19 protein-coding genes and 3 tRNA genes are annotated in these 16853 nt (G+C 64.9%); all 22 read right to left on the bottom strand.

Translation table 11 applies throughout. From position 1 onward, the window contains the following. Positions 1 to 14 precede the first annotated feature (14 nt). Positions 15 to 599 carry a transglycosylase SLT domain-containing protein gene (locus NFI08_RS07665; RefSeq protein ID WP_052704514.1) on the bottom strand — a complete coding sequence of 195 codons (585 nt, stop codon included), beginning with the start codon at positions 597 to 599 and terminating at the stop codon, positions 15 to 17. 10 nt (positions 600 to 609) lie between these two features. Further along, positions 610 to 1308: a TIGR03759 family integrating conjugative element protein gene (locus tag NFI08_RS07660; RefSeq protein ID WP_162197847.1), complete on the bottom strand. Its 699-nt coding sequence runs from the start codon at positions 1306 to 1308 to the stop codon at positions 610 to 612. A 70-nt stretch (positions 1309 to 1378) separates the two neighbouring features. Beyond that, positions 1379 to 2131: a hypothetical protein gene (locus NFI08_RS07655; RefSeq protein ID WP_045994688.1), complete on the bottom strand. Its 753-nt coding sequence runs from the start codon at positions 2129 to 2131 to the stop codon at positions 1379 to 1381. Further along, the gene (pilL2, locus tag NFI08_RS07650; protein WP_045994687.1) at positions 2124 to 2765 is read right to left on the bottom strand and encodes a PFGI-1 class ICE element type IV pilus protein PilL2; all 642 of its coding nucleotides are present in this window, start codon (positions 2763 to 2765) and stop codon (positions 2124 to 2126) included. Before pilL2 ends, NFI08_RS07655 begins: the two co-directional genes overlap by 8 nt. Positions 2766 to 2906: 141 nt before the next feature. Further along, positions 2907 to 3443, bottom strand: a complete 537-nt coding sequence (locus NFI08_RS07645; RefSeq protein WP_045994686.1) for a hypothetical protein — start codon at positions 3441 to 3443, stop codon at positions 2907 to 2909. A 91-nt stretch (positions 3444 to 3534) separates the two neighbouring features. After that, a complete protein-coding gene (locus NFI08_RS07640) occupies positions 3535 to 4068 on the bottom strand; it encodes an STY4534 family ICE replication protein (protein WP_045994685.1) in 534 nt (177 codons plus the stop codon). Between the two features lie 105 nt (positions 4069 to 4173). Continuing rightward, entirely contained in the window at positions 4174 to 4449 is a 276-nt protein-coding gene (locus NFI08_RS07635; protein WP_045994684.1) for a hypothetical protein, read from the bottom strand. 811 nt (positions 4450 to 5260) lie between these two features. Then, positions 5261 to 7153, bottom strand: a complete 1893-nt coding sequence (locus NFI08_RS07630) for a DNA topoisomerase III (RefSeq protein WP_045994683.1) — start codon at positions 7151 to 7153, stop codon at positions 5261 to 5263. A 102-nt stretch (positions 7154 to 7255) separates the two neighbouring features. Continuing rightward, the gene (locus NFI08_RS07625) at positions 7256 to 7480 is read right to left on the bottom strand and encodes a hypothetical protein (RefSeq protein ID WP_045994682.1); all 225 of its coding nucleotides are present in this window, start codon (positions 7478 to 7480) and stop codon (positions 7256 to 7258) included. Between the two features lie 47 nt (positions 7481 to 7527). Beyond that, the gene (locus tag NFI08_RS07620; RefSeq protein WP_045994681.1) at positions 7528 to 7959 is read right to left on the bottom strand and encodes a single-stranded DNA-binding protein; all 432 of its coding nucleotides are present in this window, start codon (positions 7957 to 7959) and stop codon (positions 7528 to 7530) included. Positions 7960 to 7977: 18 nt separating this feature from the next. Then, the gene (locus NFI08_RS07615) at positions 7978 to 8433 is read right to left on the bottom strand and encodes a DUF3158 family protein (protein WP_083970629.1); all 456 of its coding nucleotides are present in this window, start codon (positions 8431 to 8433) and stop codon (positions 7978 to 7980) included. 284 nt (positions 8434 to 8717) lie between these two features. Beyond that, positions 8718 to 9467 carry a PFL_4669 family integrating conjugative element protein gene (locus NFI08_RS07610; protein WP_045994679.1) on the bottom strand — a complete coding sequence of 250 codons (750 nt, stop codon included), beginning with the start codon at positions 9465 to 9467 and terminating at the stop codon, positions 8718 to 8720. Positions 9468 to 9549: 82 nt separating this feature from the next. Further along, on the bottom strand, positions 9550 to 10908 hold the full coding sequence (locus NFI08_RS07605; protein WP_045994678.1) for an STY4528 family pathogenicity island replication protein: 1359 nt from the start codon (positions 10906 to 10908) through the stop codon (positions 9550 to 9552). Further along, a complete protein-coding gene (locus NFI08_RS07600; protein ID WP_023004696.1) occupies positions 10908 to 11510 on the bottom strand; it encodes a DUF2857 domain-containing protein in 603 nt (200 codons plus the stop codon). Before NFI08_RS07600 ends, NFI08_RS07605 begins: the two co-directional genes overlap by 1 nt. Then, positions 11507 to 13411: a ParB family protein gene (locus NFI08_RS07595; RefSeq protein WP_045994677.1), complete on the bottom strand. Its 1905-nt coding sequence runs from the start codon at positions 13409 to 13411 to the stop codon at positions 11507 to 11509. Before NFI08_RS07595 ends, NFI08_RS07600 begins: the two co-directional genes overlap by 4 nt. A 75-nt stretch (positions 13412 to 13486) precedes the next feature. After that, entirely contained in the window at positions 13487 to 13723 is a 237-nt protein-coding gene (locus NFI08_RS07590) for a hypothetical protein (RefSeq protein ID WP_045994676.1), read from the bottom strand. After that, positions 13716 to 14096, bottom strand: coding sequence for a DUF7673 family protein (locus NFI08_RS07585; RefSeq protein WP_253028365.1), 381 nt, complete (start codon positions 14094 to 14096; stop codon positions 13716 to 13718). Before NFI08_RS07585 ends, NFI08_RS07590 begins: the two co-directional genes overlap by 8 nt. Then, positions 14093 to 15496 carry a replicative DNA helicase gene (gene dnaB / locus NFI08_RS07580; RefSeq protein ID WP_045994675.1) on the bottom strand — a complete coding sequence of 468 codons (1404 nt, stop codon included), beginning with the start codon at positions 15494 to 15496 and terminating at the stop codon, positions 14093 to 14095. Before dnaB ends, NFI08_RS07585 begins: the two co-directional genes overlap by 4 nt. Then, positions 15483 to 16349: a ParA family protein gene (locus NFI08_RS07575; protein WP_045994674.1), complete on the bottom strand. Its 867-nt coding sequence runs from the start codon at positions 16347 to 16349 to the stop codon at positions 15483 to 15485. Before NFI08_RS07575 ends, dnaB begins: the two co-directional genes overlap by 14 nt. Positions 16350 to 16487: 138 nt before the next feature. Further along, positions 16488 to 16563, bottom strand: a tRNA-Thr gene (locus tag NFI08_RS07570). A 72-nt stretch (positions 16564 to 16635) separates the two neighbouring features. Beyond that, positions 16636 to 16710: transfer RNA gene (locus tag NFI08_RS07565), tRNA-Gln, on the bottom strand. A gap of 7 nt (positions 16711 to 16717) precedes the next feature. Continuing rightward, positions 16718 to 16793 (bottom strand) — tRNA-Phe (locus NFI08_RS07560). Positions 16794 to 16853: the final 60 nt, after the last annotated feature.

Below are 16853 nucleotides of genomic sequence, written 5' to 3'. Positions count from 1 at the left end.
CGGTGGAACCTCCCTTAGTTGGCCGCCAGCTGCCGCTGGCGAGACGCCTTCAACCGCTCGAGCTCGGCGGCCACGAGGCGGCGATAGCGGGCCGCCGGCTCACCCCCGGCGGGACGGTGATAGCGTCCGGCCGCCTGCACCCAGTCGCCGGCGGCATCAAAGTGGCCACGCAGCAGGCGTGCCGCCTCCTCCAGGTTGGCGTAGGGATTCAAGGCATCGCAGGGTTGCGCGAAGCGTTTACCAGCACCGAACAGCTGCGGCTGCCAGCGAACATTGAGCTGGGCGATGCCCACGTCCACGAGGCGGGTCTCCTCAAGAGCCAGCAGCAAGGCGTCGCAGGCCGCCTGGCGGGTCGCGAAGTGGAAGCCCTCCCCTGCCACGTTCAGGGTCCAGGGCCAAGGCCGGTGCCCCACCTTCAGGCTGACCGCCGACTCGGCCGTGGCTACCGCATAGAGCACTTCTGGTGGGACCTGGTGCAGGCTTGCGGCGTCGAAGTAGGCCGGCGGTACCGCGGTGGCATTCGCCAGCGATGACAACGCCGCCAGGCTGCAGCCGACGGCACAGCCCATCACCAGGCGCCGATACGCTTTCAGCCCCATATCGTCGCCCTCATCTCGGGTAGACCTGAGGCAGCGACCCCACGGCGATGCCACGCTCGGGGTCCGACTGGCCGTGATTCAGGGTAATGTCTCGTGCGCGCACGCGGTCGGCCGGCACCCCCACACGTCGCGCCCAGTCACGTATCACCGAATCGTCTCCGTCACTGTCGAGCACGAAGATGTCCATCTGGGTGCCCTGGGCCAACAGCTCGCGGACGGTGCTGTCACAACGCTCGCAGCCGTTCACTGCCACGTGCACCGTCAAGCGCGCCTGCAGCGCGCCCTCGTCGGTGAAATTGAAGGCATTGCGTGGCCTAAGCGTGAACTCATCCACCGGCATCTCGTTGGGGTAGAGGCGCTGCCAGGCCGCGTCATAGGCCCGCTGGAACGCCAGCTCACGCTCGGTGCGGGCGCGCTCCACCTCCACCAGCAATTCAGCATAGCGGCGACGCTCCTCGGCGGTGCGCGCCTCGACGCCAAGGGCGGTGATCGGGTCGAGGTTGGGCGACCAGATCCCTCGTGGCCCCTCCATCAGGGACTCATAGCGCTCCCAGTCGCGCTCGGTCAGTTGCCAGGCCTCGGCCTGCTCGGTGCGCGTGCGGGTGCGCTCGCTCTCGAGCCGCTGCAGGGCCTCATGCATTACGTCAGAGGCGTCAGAGCGGCTCTCCGGGGTGGGCTGGGCATTGGCCAGGGTTCCCAGCAGCGTCATGGCAAGGGCCATTGTCACAACCGGCAGGACAGCAGGTTTCGAGGTGATCATCGCGAGATCTCCGGTGGCATCAGGGAATCTGGACGTCGACCGAACGGCCGTTGCGACTGAAGACGGCATGGGTGCCACGAATCGCCGTCAGTTCCCAGCCATCCTGGCGATCCCCGACACCCAGCAGATGGACGTCACGCAGGCTCGACAGGCCGTTGGGAGAAACACCCACGTAGGGACGACCACCACGAGACTCGGCGCCGGTGACCTGAAACCGGGGAGACGGCGGGGCCACCGGCCGCCGCGTCTGGCGGGCAGGAGCCGGACGTGGCGCCGTCTGCCGGCTCTGCTCGAGGCGCTCCTCCAGCGCCAGGATCTGCTCGTTCTGAGCGGTGACGCGCAGGTTGAGCCCGCTATCCAGGCGGTTAAGGTCCTCCGCCAGCCCGGCCATGCGTGGCTCAAGCTGCTCCAGCTGCGCTTGCGTGGCCGTGATGCCGGAAGCACTTTCCTGCACGCGCTGCTCGGCCCGTTCGAGACGCTGATCCAGCTTCGTCAGGCGCTGCTCCAGCGCCGCCTGCTGTGATTCCACTCGGGCAAGCGTCTCCTCCAGGGGCATCACGGCCTGCTGCACCTGGGACTGCACCAGGGACTCCATCGGCACCTCCTCGGGCACCGGCCTCAACAGCAGCGCCCCTGACACCACGGCGCCGGCCAGGCTGACCGCCAGCAGGCCGTAGAGGGCCTTCCTGCCGCCCTTCCCTGCCCCGCGCTTGCGGCGATGCTGCGGCTCTGCCTGCTTCTGGTCGGGCGACAGCTCGGTGGGCTCACGCATCGCTCACCTCCGCCACCGCTGCAGCGCTCTCGTCACGGCTGTTGTCGTGGTCAGGCACATAGCGAATATCTCGCACCTGGTAGCAGACCTCTCTTGCCACCGGGTCGACCTCCAGCTCCCAGGCATCTCCGCCCAGCACCTGCAGGGCTTCGCGGAGCGGCATGGGCCCCAGCCGGTAGTGGGCTGCCGGCAGCGGCTTGCGGTATAGGGTGCGCTGGGCGGGACCGGGTGCGGGGCAGAGCGAATAGCCGGTATGGCGCAGGGTGTGATGCAGCGCGTCCTCCACTGTGGTGATCATGGATGCCGGAATGCGCACATCGATGGTCTGCTCCAGGAGGTAGCGCTGACCCAGCGAGGCCTGAGTGGCCACCAACTGGTAACGCCCAGTGCGAATCACCTCGACGGAGGGCAACTCGTCGCTGTAGATGTCCGGGGTCACGGCCTCGGTCGTCGGCGGATTGGGGCCGGTGACCACGGCCCGATGCCGCTCGCCGTCTACGTCGAAGTACGGCAGCGAGAGCACCAGAGGGTCGGCATTCGAGGGCTCGGGAGTCTGTTGAGACTGATGAGCACAACCCGCCAGCAGCGTGGTGGCGATCAGCGCAGCGGTCGAGAGGGTGGGAAGGTTGAGCATGAGTTGCCTCAAGGGAGTCCATTCAATGGTGTTGAGGCAGGAGGTTCTCGGGTTTGCGGGGGCGGGTCGATTGGAAAGCGTAATCAGGCGGGGAAAGGAAAAACGCCCCGGGGTGGGGCGTTCTTCGCGGGTTGGGCATCGTCAGTGCCTTGGCATGACGCTGAGCGCCTCGAGCTCTCGGCGCACATAGGGTCGATAGTAGTGGTCCAAAGCCAGCTGCAGCCGCAGGCCTGCTGCCTGCTCGCGAAGCCAGCGCGCTGCGCTGACGTTGTCTGCCAAGGTAATCTCCTCCCTGGCCCGCTGCTCCAGTGCCTGCTCGCGCTCGCGTAGCGCAGACGCTTCCTGAACGGTGGGCGGCATGAGCCACGCGAAGGCACCCGCCGTAAAGCGTGCTGCTGCCACAAGGCGCCCATACCGGTCTCGCACCTCGGCATGAGACAGCATGACCTCCGGGCCGATATGCGCCAGAAGGTCGGGCTCTGCATGAACGATCTCGGTGACCGTCGCAAAGCTGCCAGCGTCGATAACCGTCGTCACCTCGAACCAGGGATCCGAGGGCTCGGTGTCGTCATACTCCCAGCGCGTGCCGTGTACCGTGAGACGAAACTGCTCGCGCAGCACCGCCTCCCGAATCAGCGCACCTTCGACCGCATAGGGGTTGGGGACAAAGTGTTCCATCATGGTTCTCCCGTTCATGGCAACGCCGGGGAGAACCTTCCCAGCTGGGAGGCGTTTCCCCGGCTGGGTGGTTGAATGGAAACGCTGTGGATCAGTGCATGGCCGGCGAATCGAAGGAGCCGGCCGCTTCTCCCGCGTGGGCAGCGGCGTAGCCATTGCCGGCTTCAGACGGCTCCGCTGAGGCAGCGGATCTGTCGTTGCCGGCACCCTGCTCGTCGCGGCGGTGCGCCTGGTAAACCATCTCGCCGTTTACCTTGATCCAGCTGATGAACAGCAGGCGCGCCTTGAGACTGACGCCGGTCTGGCCGGCCTTGTCCCCCTTGGAGTAGACGAAGGTGTCTGTCCAGAGGTCGCCCAGCTTGAAGCCCACCAGCACCTTGCGGCCCTGGTACACCGCCTGACGGCAGCGTTTGACGAGCGCTTCGGCATCGCGGCCGCTGATCCGGCAGTCGAAGCGGGTGTAGCCCACATCGTCTGCGGGGCCATTCAGGGCCGCGATATCGCAGGCCCAGAACGCGTCTCCGCGCTTCGGCTTCACCTCACGGATTCGATTGAGGTAGCCAAGGCCGGTGATATGCAGGTCGAAGAAGCCAGTATTGGCACTCGGGTGAGTGGTGACCGTCATAGCGTGTCTCCTCGGTGGGTTGCAGTTTGCACCCGGGAGACACTCGCCCCCTGCGGGAAGTCGAGTGGTTTCCCGGGTGGGCAAAGGGTGGATTCAGACGCTGGCTCAGCCCATCAGCACGCAGTGGTGCCGAGCGCCCGCCAGGTGGGTGTGGCAGCAGTCGCAGGATGATGTCGAGAATGCTTCGTCGTGCTCGCTATCGCCGACGACGAGGGTGTTCCCGTCACGCTGCACTGCGTAGATGGACTCACGCACCTCCCTTTCGCGGGCGGCAGCGCTCTCCTCATCCAGGAAGTGATCCAGCCCGGTAGCATCGTCATTGGCGATGATCATCAGGCAGTCCTCACAGACCATGACATGGTCGTCGACAATCGTGGCCATGGGGCATTCCTCCAGGTTCCAGGGGGTCCGCCCCCTGGGGAGGCATCTCCCCGAATGGGTGGTAACAGTGGCATCCAGCCCTGATGGGCGGCCTCGTCTCGGGATGCGCGAGGCCTTGGGAGGCGGCATACCGCCAAGCGGCGCACCCTTGAAACGCCTGGGTGCCTGGGGTGTCTCGGTTGGAGCCGGTCGAGACCACCGGGCCGCCAGCGGCGGCACTTGCCCACTGGGAGGCTGCTCACTCCTTCGGCAGCGTCTCCTCGATATCCCCACTCGCAAGACGCGGCACGCCACGTCTTGGGATTGAAGACCATAGAGGGCATCAACAGGGTCGTCGCCGTATCGACAAGTACCAGGATGTCCGCCATGCAATTGGAGCCAAGGCATGTCCCCGTTGCCATGCTTCGCTCACGGTGGCACCCGAATCTCTTCGCGGACGCATTCGGTCGATCAAGCACAGATCCCTGTACAAAGGGCTCCCGTTGGTGATGCGGCGGGCTCCGCAGAAGGGCAGGCGTTTCCAGTCCGGAAACGTCAACCGGCCTGCCGGCTACCCTGGGTCAAGGTAGCCGGCAGGCCGGTCGTCGTATGAGACAGGTGGCCAACCAACCAAGCTGGCCTGGGACTAATGAACCTCGAACCCCGACTGTTGATGATGCAGTGTGAGCCGTATAGGCGGGATGGGGCGTATTCGTCTCGCGAGGTGCGAATACTTTGGGGGATTGAGCGTTGGCGCTCAAAGGGCGTTGCGTGATGACCGTCAGCAACCAACGGGGTACGGCTCTCATTATTGAGCCTACCCCTCCTAGGGTCAAGATGATGGCGCCTTGCGCCGGCTGCCGGCATCTTTTCCTGGCGTCTTGCTCTTCGACTGAGGCATCGTCACCGTGGACTCCCGCGCATGCTGCACCAGCTTCTCCACCATGCCGGCCTGACGTGCCATAAAGTCATGCAGTTCCAGCCGCCCTGCCGCAACATCATCCAACGCCTGCTCCCAGAGCGCTGTCATGCCGGGATTGGTGATGACAGAAGGAAGCACATCGATTAGCTGCTGGCCGGTCGGCGTCGAGACCAGGGCGCGCTTCTGCCGCTTGATGAAGCCCCGCTTCAGCAGCGTCTCGATGATGCCGGCCCGGGTTGCTTCGGTACCGATCCTGGCCGTCTCCTTGAGGCGAGCCTTCAGGCGCTCGTCTGTCACGAACCGGGCGGCATGCTTCATGGCGGCGATCAGGGTGCCCTCGGTGAAGGGCTTGGGGGGTGTCGTTTGTTTGGCCAGCACTTCAAGCTGCTTAGCCTGGCAGGATTCGCCCTCGCTTAGCGGCGGTAGCGGAGTCGCTTCCCACTCCTCCTCGTCGCCCTCTCCAGCCGCCGCCCGGGGAAAGAGTGCGCGCCACCCTTCCTCACGCACCTGCCGCCCTGAGGCCACGAACGCTTCGCCCTCCAGGTCTACCCGCACTTCGGTCTGGTCATACTCGTGGGCTGGCAGAAACTGGGCCAGGTAGTGGCGACGAATCAGGTCGTAGACGTTGCGCTCGTCATCGCTCAACTTGGCCAGGTCGCAGGTCGCGGTCGGGATGATGCCGTGGTGTGCGGTAATCTTGCTGTCGTTCCAGACACGGCTCTTGCGGCTCGTGTCCAGGCGCTGGCGAAGCGGTGACAGCGCCTCATCCGAGTGCAGCAGCATCGTCACGATGCGCTCGGCATCATCGCACTGCGACTCCGGCAGATACCGGCAGTCAGTGCGGGGGTAGCTGGTCGCCTTGTGGACTTCGTAGAGCGCCTGGGCGATGTCCAGTACCTGCTGGGCACCATAACCAAAGCGGCGCGATGCCTCCTGCTGCAGCGATGAGAGATCCATCACCAGTGGCGCCGCCTCTTTCTTACGGCTCGTCTCGAGGTGGCTGACACGCCCCTGCTGCCCGGTGATTCGCTGAGCCAGCGACCGAGCGGCTTCCTCGCTGATACAGCGCCCAGCGGCATCCTGGATCGAGGCATCACCCGGCCGCCACTTCGCCTGGAAGGTACCACTCGACGCCTGCAGATGCGCCACGACTTCCCAGAAGGGCTGGGGGACGAAGTTGGCAATCTCCCTGTCGCGATCCACGACCAGCCGCAGCGCGGGGGTCTGCACACGTCCCACTGAGAGCACCCCCTGATGCCCCTGTCGCTGGGCCAGCACCGTGTAGGCCCGGGTCAGATTCATCCCGACCAGCCAATCGGCCCGGCTACGCCCAAGCCCAGCCAGGTATAGCGGGTAGGTCGCCTCGCCGGGCCTGATGCCGGCCAGCGCCTTGCGGATCGAGGCGTCGTCCAGGGCCGAGAGCCACAGGCGGGTGACCCTCCCCCGATAGCCGCAGTAATCCAGCAGCTCACGGGCGATGGCTTCCCCTTCCCGGTCGGCGTCGGTAGCCACCACCACCTCGGTCGCCTGACCCAGCAGTTTCTTCACCACCCCGAACTGCTTGCGGCCGCTCTTCTTGATCTCCATCTTCCAGGTCGAAGGCAGAATCGGCAGCATCTCCAGCGACCAGCGCTTGAGCGCCGGGTCGTACTGCTCCGGCGGGGCCTGTTCGAGCAGGTGGCCGAACCCCCAGGTCACCACACACCCCTCGCCCTTCAGGAAGCCCTCACTGCGCTGGCCGGCACCGATCACGCGGGCAATATCTCGGGCCTGCGAAGGCTTCTCGCACAGGAATAGACGCATTGACACACCTCCCTCATAAGCGTGGAGGGCAGCATGGCAAGGCAGTGGGAGGGAGCGAAGCAAGAATGGGAACGACAGCGAAACGGCTTTGCACCGTCGTCTTTATGGGTTGGCCATCAGCTCGGCAACGTCCATCACGTCGCCCAGGAGAAACAGCATCTGGGTGCCGGACGAGCCGGCGCCTCTGGCAATGGGCTGGGGTGGCGCATGGCCGCGAAGATCGCGGCCATACCGAAGGGCATCCTTGAGCTCGGTCACACGAACGCCCAGCAGCTGCGCCGCGTGGCCAATGCCGATCCGCTCTTTTCTCAGCGCTGGCGATGTCACCGAGAGCCCTCCTGTCTGCGCTAACGGAGCGCCATGCGGAAACGCTACTAGGCGTAGCCTTCCTGGCTGGCTCCCGGGCCGCTGGCATACTGCTCAGCCGGCTGCTGATGGCTATGGGGTGTATCCATGATTACCTGACCCACCCGGTGAGGTAAGATAGCGACCCGGTCCGCCTGCACCTTGAACGCCGTTCGCGTCTCGCCGTTCTGCTCCCAGCTGTCCTGGACCATCTTTCCTACCACCACTACCCGCATGCCCCGCTGGTACAGTCGCGACCAGCGCTCGGCGTCCCGGTGCCACCACTCCACATCGGCCCAGAAGCCTCCCCGGTCCACGACCTCTCCATCCTTGGGGACCAGGTTATCGAACCGCACATTGAGCCTGAGCAGCGTGCGGGGCGGCTGGTTGTCACGCACGGGGAAGGTCCGCACCTCCGGATCGCTGCCGATATTTCCCTCACCGTAGAAGCGTGTGCCCATGGGTCTCCTCCTTGGTCGTTATCGCTGAAATGAGACGGCATGCTCGATATCGGCCAGCGCCTTGCCGATTCGCTTGATCGACCAGTTGATCGTGGCCGCCTTGGCATTGAACACGCAGCGCTGCACCTCGAGATCGATGACGGGCTGCCGCATCGCCTCGGATATGTCGTCGCGAGACAGGAACGTTTCCAGCAGCCACAGCCCCATGCTCCTCTGCCTGTTATCGCGCCACTGCAGCGTTCTGGCAGGAACGCCTGATTTACCCCATGGGGTCAGCCAGAGGTCGGTCGACTTCAGCAACCCCCCATTCGCCTGCGAGGCTATATCGATCGCCTCTTGCCGCGCCGCCCTTGCCGACTCCTCCAACTCATCGCGGAGCCGAATCAGCTCCCCCTTACCCTTAAAGGGTTTTAAAAAACCCTTTGCGTAGCTGTTGAATGCGTCGTTGCCATAGCTATTCGATGCGGTATCCAAGCTGCCCCCTCATGCACTTGCCGTGATTCCACTGGAATCACCTCGAAGACCTCCTCGGCACCGCCGATCAAGTGATTCCACTGGAATCACCTCGAAGACCTCTTCAGCACCGCCGCCCAGGTGATTCCACTGGAATCACCCCCGGAGCCCCCTCCGGCACCGCCGTCCAAGTGATGCCACTGGCATCACACCAGAGGCCTCCTCGGCACCACAGCCCAGGTGATTCCACTGGAATCACCCTCGGAGCTCTCTCCGGCACCGCCGATCAAGTGATTCCAGTGGAATCACGTCGAGGGAGCGTCTCCTGGCTCCCCAGCGGAAGGCGGTGAGTCTCCTTTCGACTCGCCGTCGCTGCCGGCCCTTCCGGCCTCGGCCGGCTTGGCAATTGGCGGAGCAAACTCGCTGCGCCGCTTGCCGGAGAGCACATCGTCAGGGAGTGCGCCGAACTTCTCGATGGCGTCTCGAGCCTTGGCATTGTTGGCGGCAAAGTCGTCCCGGGTGGCACCGCTGAAGCCGGGGTACTTCTGGGTGCTCGCGCACAGGCTGCGCAGGAGGTGACCACCCACCCGGACGTATTCCTCCATCTGACGCCGGCCAATCAGGGCGATATGGTGAGCAAGCATGACGCGCCTGACGAAGCGGTCGAAGTCGATCAGCAGGCGCAGAGCGAGCCAGCCGTGTTGGCCGCCCGTATAGACGGGAATCTTGAGGGGCTGCTGGTTGAGATTCTCTTCCACGTCCAGCTCTGGCGGCAGCTGAGCCAGCAGGTTATCCAGCTCATGGAGACGCTGGTCCAGCTGAGTTCGCGTTTCGGCGAGCTTGGCATCCAGCTGAAGCAGCCAGTGATCCGCGTAGGGGTCATCCTTGGCGGCGTTCTGTTTGATCGCGCCGCAGATCAGCAGAAACTGCCGCATGCCGATAATCTGCGGACGCCCTGTCTCGACGCCTCGCCCCTTCCAGACCCGTGCTGCGTGATGGGTGTGTAGCGTCAGCTCGATCTTGCTGCGCAGTGCTCCCAGGCGATCAACGGCCATATCGCGTTGCCCTCATGCTGATGTGTGTCCGCGGTACGGCAGGCACTGTCAATCAGTTGATGCGGGGAAGACAGGGGAATCGTTAATGGCCGCTGAGTGGGTTTTTCCCGGCCGATGGCCACAACCCCAGCGAGCGCAGACACTGCTCTCGGGCGGCTTGGGCTTCCTCGGGCGAGGTGGTGCTCGGCTCGGCAATCGACGGCTCCGCTGTACGGGTGGGGGACGGCGGCACGCTTCGAGCTGCCGGCTGCTCGGCGGCAGCGGAAGACCCCTGTGGCGCCCTCCCCACCCGGCGCTTCGCCTGAGCCTGGGCATAGCCGGTCGCCACGAACTCGCCGCCGATGGCTCGCTTGATCAGCCCTCGCAGGAAGCCCTTGGGGTTTCGCACCGAGCCACCGCTCACGCGCCCTGCCGCCTCGTCGAGAATCGCCTGCTGGGTGTCGCCGGCCAGCTCAGCCATCAGCAGCTGAGTCGCCTGGCGTTCGCTCTCATCCATCGAGAGACATGCCGGCCAGTGCAGGTTCACGGCTGAAGTACCTGTAGGTTTTACACAGTGTGAAGTACGTACTGTACGGGAAGAACTGCCCGAGTTTTCATCGAAAACTGCCTCGACAGCCCGGTAAGCCTTTGACTCCAGACTTGGTTCTCTCTGAAAACCAGGGGAGTTCTCTCGGCACACTCGGCCGGGTTCTCGCTGAGAACTCGGCTGCCTGCCCTGGTTCTTCTGGTCAGTCACGGTAGAGAACTGGGCAGCGTCATGCCTGTCAGGCGACCGGCGCTGGGCCTGCCTGGGCCGAGAGGCCATGGTATCGAGACGCGTCGGCAGCTCATGCAGGGCTCCCGCCTCCTGGAGCTCCTCGAGCACCATGGCAGCAACGGCCTTGACCACCTTGTTCTGGTGATCCAGGCAGCGACACACATACTCCACGTAGTCGGCATCCAGCACCGAAGCTTCCGCGGGCGAGAGCGGCTCGTCGTGCAGGATATAGACGTTGCCGATAATGCGGCCGTTCTGCTCGTTGCGCGCCCGGTGCCCGAGGCTGACCCAGCGGGTCAGGCGAAGCACAGCGATAACGCGGGCGACCGTGGCCCTCGATGCCTTCTGGCCCGGCGCCCCCCGCAGCAAGGGCTGCAGCTCGTCATAGGTCGGCACCGCCGTGGTTCGGTCCGGATTGACCAGCATCCGCATCATCTGCCAGCCAAGCTTGTCGACGTGCCCGAGGCGAGGATCCAGCAGCAGAGACCGCGGCACGGTCTCATGGGGGTTCCCGAAGAACAGCAGTCCATCGAGGCCCGAGGATGCGGCTTCTCCAGACTGCGCAACCTCACCGTTCACAACGGAGGACGCCGGGGACTCGCCCCGGCGCTGGGTCATCTCGGAAGCCGCCTGGCCAATCAGGCGATCCAGCCTCTTCCGAGTGGCATCGCGAAGCTGCACCATCACCGCTCTCCTTCAGGTGACGCCCACTCTTCGGCCGGCGGCGCCGTGCGCGGCTGGCCGGGGTCGACCCACTGCTTGACCAGGTGCCACACCACCGCCAGCGGGATATCGGTCTCCTCGGCGAGGGTCACCATACCCTGCAGGTCATCGGTCGCCTTGGGGTCCAGGGCGATATGCTGCCAGCGCTCCCAGGCATCGTGCTCAGCCTGCTCCGACGGCATCGCCAGCCGCCCCTGGCGCGGCGCGATGCCCAACAGCTGACGGCGCGTCGAGCAGTCGTTGCCGGTCAGGCCGAAGAACGCTCCCATCATGCTGACGCTGGCCCCCAGCCTCAGGCAGCGGTCGATCAGAGTCTCACGGTCCTGGTCACGATCGATGCGCGCCAGGACGCCGCGCAGTGCGGCGTGATCCACCGAGAAGCGCGCTACCACCGGCCCTGCGCAGGCCAGCGAGTCGATATCGCTCGCTCTCAGCCGCCGCAGGGTCCGCAGCTCATCCTCACTGAAGCCGAGGGCCAGCGCACGGCGCATATTGCCCTCACGAAGAAACCCCATGACCTGGCTGAGCAGCGCCTGATTCAGGTTGGCGGATGAAGAGCTCATGACTGGGCCTCCTGTTGTCCCTGCAGGTGTTCACGAAGGCGGCGAATCAGCCGCACCAGACGGAAGAAACGAAGCAGTACCGCATCGTCCCAGGCGCTCTCAGCGCCCTCTTCCCGATGGGTGCCCAGCAGCGCTCCCCACAGGGTGGCATCGGCGGGGTACTCGGGATTGAGCTCGCCGCGCAGGCTGGCCAGCGCCTGCCAGGCGAAGCGTGCACGGCGGTCGGCCGACTCGGGCAGCGGGTTTAGGTCGAAACCGATGCCGTCGTCATCGGCGATCACCACATCGCTGCCGCCGAAGCCGCCCCAGCGGGCGATGACCTGCACCAGTTCCCGGATACGAATATGCAGTGAGCGAGGCTCATCCTCGACGCCTTCGATAAACCAGACGTCGGCAATGGGCGGGGTGGTCTCGCCGGAGAGCACCGGTACCGCCAGGGGGGCCAGCTGCTCGAAGTCGAAGCTGGGCACGCCGAGCTCGCTGGCCAGATGGTGACGGTAGCCGCGCTTCCCCGGAGTCTCTTCCCAGCGGGACTGGGTCAGCCCCTCGAGGCGGGCAGCCCGCTCGGCCTCCGTCCGCGCAGCACCCTCTGGCCAGTCACACGCCTCCTCTGCGGGTGCCACCATGGGCCCTGAGTCAGCCTCCGATGCCGGCTCGCTGAGTACCGGCGCCATGGGAGACGGTGACTCGCTCTGCTGCTGCTTTTCGCGCTCCAGCGCGGCAACCTGCTCACGCAGCCGGATCAGCTCGGCGCTCTCTGCTCTCTCATCGTCGGTAGGCGCATCTCTGCTGAGGGTGCGAGGCGATGGCAGCTGCTCGGCCTGGGAGTCGGATTGAGGCTGAGATTGAGGCTCACGGCCAGGATCAGAAACGGGCCCCTTCGCCACCGGCGCGCCGCCCGTGGCGGGCTCGGGCAGCGGCGGATAGAGCGAGGGCGGCTGGGCGTTGGGGTCGCGCATCTGCTGCAGCTCTACATCCAGGGCTTCAAAAGCCTGATGCTCTTCCAGGTCCCAGCGGCGCTTGCGGTAGGTGACGATGTTATCGAGGGTCAGCTCGCAGACGTTGAAGTGCACCCCTGTGTGGTCCGCCAGCATGCCGCACAGCCGGTCCACCACCATGCTCCAGTTCATCTCGGTCTGGCCCTCGTCATCGAACCAGGCCATGGTCTGGTGCCACGCCTCGCCAAAGCCCTCGAGCGTGACCTCCTCGGTACAGCGCTCCCAGAGCAGTCGGCAGGCTTCCCGGTAGCTGATCAGCTTCTCGACCTGTGGCCGCCCCAGGCCGCTGTAAAGGCTGTTGGGCAGGGTGGGCAGCAGATGCTCGACGGTATAGAGCATCTTGCTGATATGGCTCTGGGCGACCTGGTAGCCGTCCTCGGCCAGACGCTTGACCAGCTCGCGCTGCGAGAGCGTGTTGCCGCTCTCCTCTTCATACATCGCCTTGGCGTCCACCACGCCCTTGGCACGCTCGATCCAGAGCAGCTGGCCGCGGTTGTCGTTCTCGCTGAGGTGCCCGGTCAGCATCTTCACTTCCGACTGCCAGGGTCGGTACAGGGCATAGAAGGCGTGGAAGCGCGACTCGCCGGTCTCTTCATAGAGCTCGCGCAGGATTTGCAGGCGGGTATTGCCACCGTCGCAGATGGTGTAGTGCTGCTCCCCCGGCCGCTGGGTGACAGGGGGCTTGTGCTTGAGGCCCGCGGCACGGATCGACGCCTTGATCTCCTCGTACTTGGGGTTCTGAACCTGCCGGGGGTTGTGCTCGTAGGGCTTGAGCATGTCCAGGGTGACCCAGACGGCCATCTCCTGATCGGGCGGGGTCACGGCATCCACGGGCTGCCCCTGACGCTTGGGGCCGGGCTGCATCAGGCGCTCGCGAAGCTGCTGGTCGGTCGGGCGTTTCATCGGCGGTATTCCTCGGTGACGAAGCGGGCAGAGAGGGCGCCGGCTAACGGCGCCTGGGTGCTGATGACAGTGGCATCACTCGTCATGGCGGCCCCTCTGCTGCCCCTCCGCCCGGCGCAGCTGCGAGCGTGCATTGAGCTCGGCACGGCGGTCCTTGGTGGTGAAGGAGGTGAAAACCGGCGCACAGCCGGGCTTGCTGAACCTCAGGTGCCCACCGCTCGTACGCTGCACCTCCCACCCCCGGGTGGCGGCATAGCGCAGCAGGCGCTGCATCCCCTTGCACCCTCGTGCTGCCGACAGCGACTTACTCATCGTTGCCCTCCTCGATCTCCCAGAAGCGTTTCAGCAAGGCATCACCGCCCTCGATGAAGGTGTGGATCTCGTGGCCGCTATAGGTGGCCATCTGGATCACCGCGAGGGCGCCCTCCTGCAAGTCAGGGTCGAGCCCGCGAAGCCGCTGCATCTCAAAGGGCCAGCGGTAACCGTTGTAGAGCCCGAGCAGGAGGCGGCGCAGGTGGTGGGACTGGCCGCTGTGGCCCTCGGCCACGCGGATCAGATGCTCAAGGGCTGGGAGCCCTTCCTTCTCAGCCTCAAGCTGACGCTGGCGGGTTTCGTTCATGACCTGAGCCAGAGCCTGTGAAAGTCGGGAACGGGGTTCGGGTGTGTGCACGCGATACTGGCTCATGGGGTCACCTCCTGATGCTGCCAGGCCAACGGCTTGAAGCGCGCCGACTCCCCCTGAAACGCCAGGTGCACGGTGCCGGTGGGCCCGTTGCGCTGCTTGCCCAGGATCAGCTCGGCCAGGCCGTGGCTCTCTTCGTTGTCGGGGTGATAGACCTCGTCGCGGTAGATGAAGGCAATGACGTCGGCATCCTGTTCCAGCGCGCCGCTGTCGCGCAGATCGGCCATGCAGGGGCGCTTGTTGGGGCGGGTCTCCAGGGAGCGGTTGAGCTGCGACAGCGCAATCACCGGAGTGCGCAGCTCCTTGGCGGTTTCCTTGAGGATGCGGCTGACCTTGCCCACCTCGAGGGTACGATTCTCGCTGCCCGGCTCCTGAAGCAGCTGCAGATAGTCCACCAGGATCATGGAGGGGCGCCCGAAGCGCCGCGTCATGCGACGAGCGCGGGCCTTCAGGCTGGAAGCGGTGATGCCCGAGGCATCATCGATCAAGAGCTTCCCGTCCAGCTGGGTGAGCCGATTAACCGCGGCGGTTACCTTGGGCCAGTCCTCATCTTCCATCTTTCCGGTGCGCAGCTTCTGCAGGGAGACATTGCCCAGGCTGGCGATCAGCCGCAGCATCAGCTGCGACTCGGGCATCTCCAGGGAGAAGATGAACACCGGACCGGCAGCCTCCTCTGCCATCAGGGCATGCTCCGCAAAGCCGAGCCCCATGGCGGTCTTGCCCATGGAGGGGCGGCCGGCCAGGATGATGAGATCCCCCGGCTGCCAGCCCGCGGTCATGGCGTCCAGCTCGCTCAGGCCGCTCGGGATCCCCGTCACCCCACCCTGCGCATTGAAGGCCTGATCGATGACGTTGATGGCCTCCCCCAGCATCTCCTTCATGGAGCTCAGCCGCTCATGGCGTTCCTCCGTCAGGGCGAAGAGCTTCTGCTCGGCCTCCTCGATCAGCTCGGCGGCTGTGCGGCCCTGAGCATTCAGTGCCTGCTGGTTCAGCGTGAAGCAGGTGTGGATCAGCTGACGCAGCGCATGGCGGTCCTTCACGATCTCGGCATAGGCCGCCACATTGGCCGCGCTGGGCGTATTACGGGCCAGCTCTGCCAGAAAGGCGAGCCCCCCCACCTGATCCAGCTGGTGGGCTTCCTCCAGTGCTTCGGAGACCGTCACCACGTCCATCGGCTGGTCGCGCTCGGCCAGCCCCTGGATCGCCTGGAACACCAGACGATGAGCCTGCTGATAGAACATGGCAGGGGCCAGGCGGTCGGCGACCTCGTCCCACATGGCGTTATCCAGCAAAAGACCGCCCAGCACCGACTGCTCCGCCTCCAGGCTGTGCGGAGGCAGATAGCCGGCTTCCGGGCGCTCTTCTGCCACCCGGAGTTCGACCAGATTCTCAATGGCACTCATCGTGGCAGCCTCCCTGCATAGCGGTGGTGCTAACCATGGCGTCGATCAGCGGCTGCCAGTCGGGGTTGAGCTCACGGGCCATCGCCTTGACCTGGTCGGCAGCAGAAAGTGACTTGCGGCCGGCGGGCTTGCGCGGCTCGAACTGGTGAGCCGGCAGGCCGGCGCTGGCCGCCTGTCGGAAGGCGACACCAGCGCGGATGGTGCTCTGCATGACGGTGACGCCTTGCTCACCGGCGGCGAACATTTCTGCCAGGGTCTGGTGGATACCCCGCGCATCGGCGGTTTCATCCAGGCGATTCACGAGTACGGAAACGGGGGGAACGGAGAGGTGGGTGAACTGGCTGAGCGCTTCAAGATCGCGCAGCAGGCCAACGGTGCCGCGCACGAACTCGCGGGCGGAGAGCAACTCGGGGGTGATGGGAGAGAGAGCGTGATCGGAGGCGAGAACCGCCATCTCCAGGGTGATGGAGCGTGCGCCCTGGGTGTCGATCAGGATGAGGTCATAACCCGACAGGTTGGAGAGCAGCTGAGCTAGCCGGAAGCGGCCATCCGGGGCGTTGAGCAGCAGCTGAGGGAGCTGGCCGGCGTGATCGTTGGAGATCACCACATCCAGGTTGGGATGGGCCGTCTGCGATATGACGCGATCGGGCGCCGTGTCGCTGAGCGCGATCAGCTCGTAGGTGCCGCCGGGGGCTTCGGTACGAAGGGGGTAGTAGCTGGAGAGCGTCGGCTGGCTGTCCAGGTCGATGAACAGGACCTTGAGGCCCGCATCGGCCAGGAGGCCGCCCAGATTGGCAGTGACGGTGGTCTTGCCGACCCCGCCCTTGGTCGAAATAACAGATACAACGCGCATAACCTCACCTCGGTTCCAGATGGAAACAAGTGTGAGGCTGATGATCTGTCTCTATTTCACGAAGCTGTCAGGTCTACTGACACGCCAGGTGGGGATTCCACTCTTGCTCGTAAGTAGCTGATTTTGCACTGCTTTAGATGGTGCCGGCACCAGGAGTCGAACCCGGGACCTACTGATTACAAGTCAGTTGCTCTACCAACTGAGCTATGCCGGCTCGGGCCGACCGGAAGGTCGCTTGCTACTCTGGTGTTACGCCTTGGGCGTCTCACCCGAAACGGGGTTGGCGTGGCTGGGGTAGCAGGATTCGAACCTGCGCATGCCGATACCAAAAACCGGTGCCTTACCACTTGGCGATACCCCAGCAGAGTTGGTGGCCAGAGACGGAATCGAACCGCCGACACGGGGATTTTCAATCCCCTGCTCTACCAACTGAGCTATCTGGCCCCTTGCCAACGCGACGTATTAAACCAATTCCTCCGTTTTCCGTCAACCCCTTTTCTTTCA

Source organism: Halomonas sp. EF61 (genome assembly GCF_040147045.1).
Lineage (GTDB): Bacteria > Pseudomonadota > Gammaproteobacteria > Pseudomonadales > Halomonadaceae > Halomonas > Halomonas litopenaei.
The sequence above is the reverse complement of the archived record's forward strand: the minus strand, read 5'-3'. Positions and strand labels throughout refer to the sequence as shown.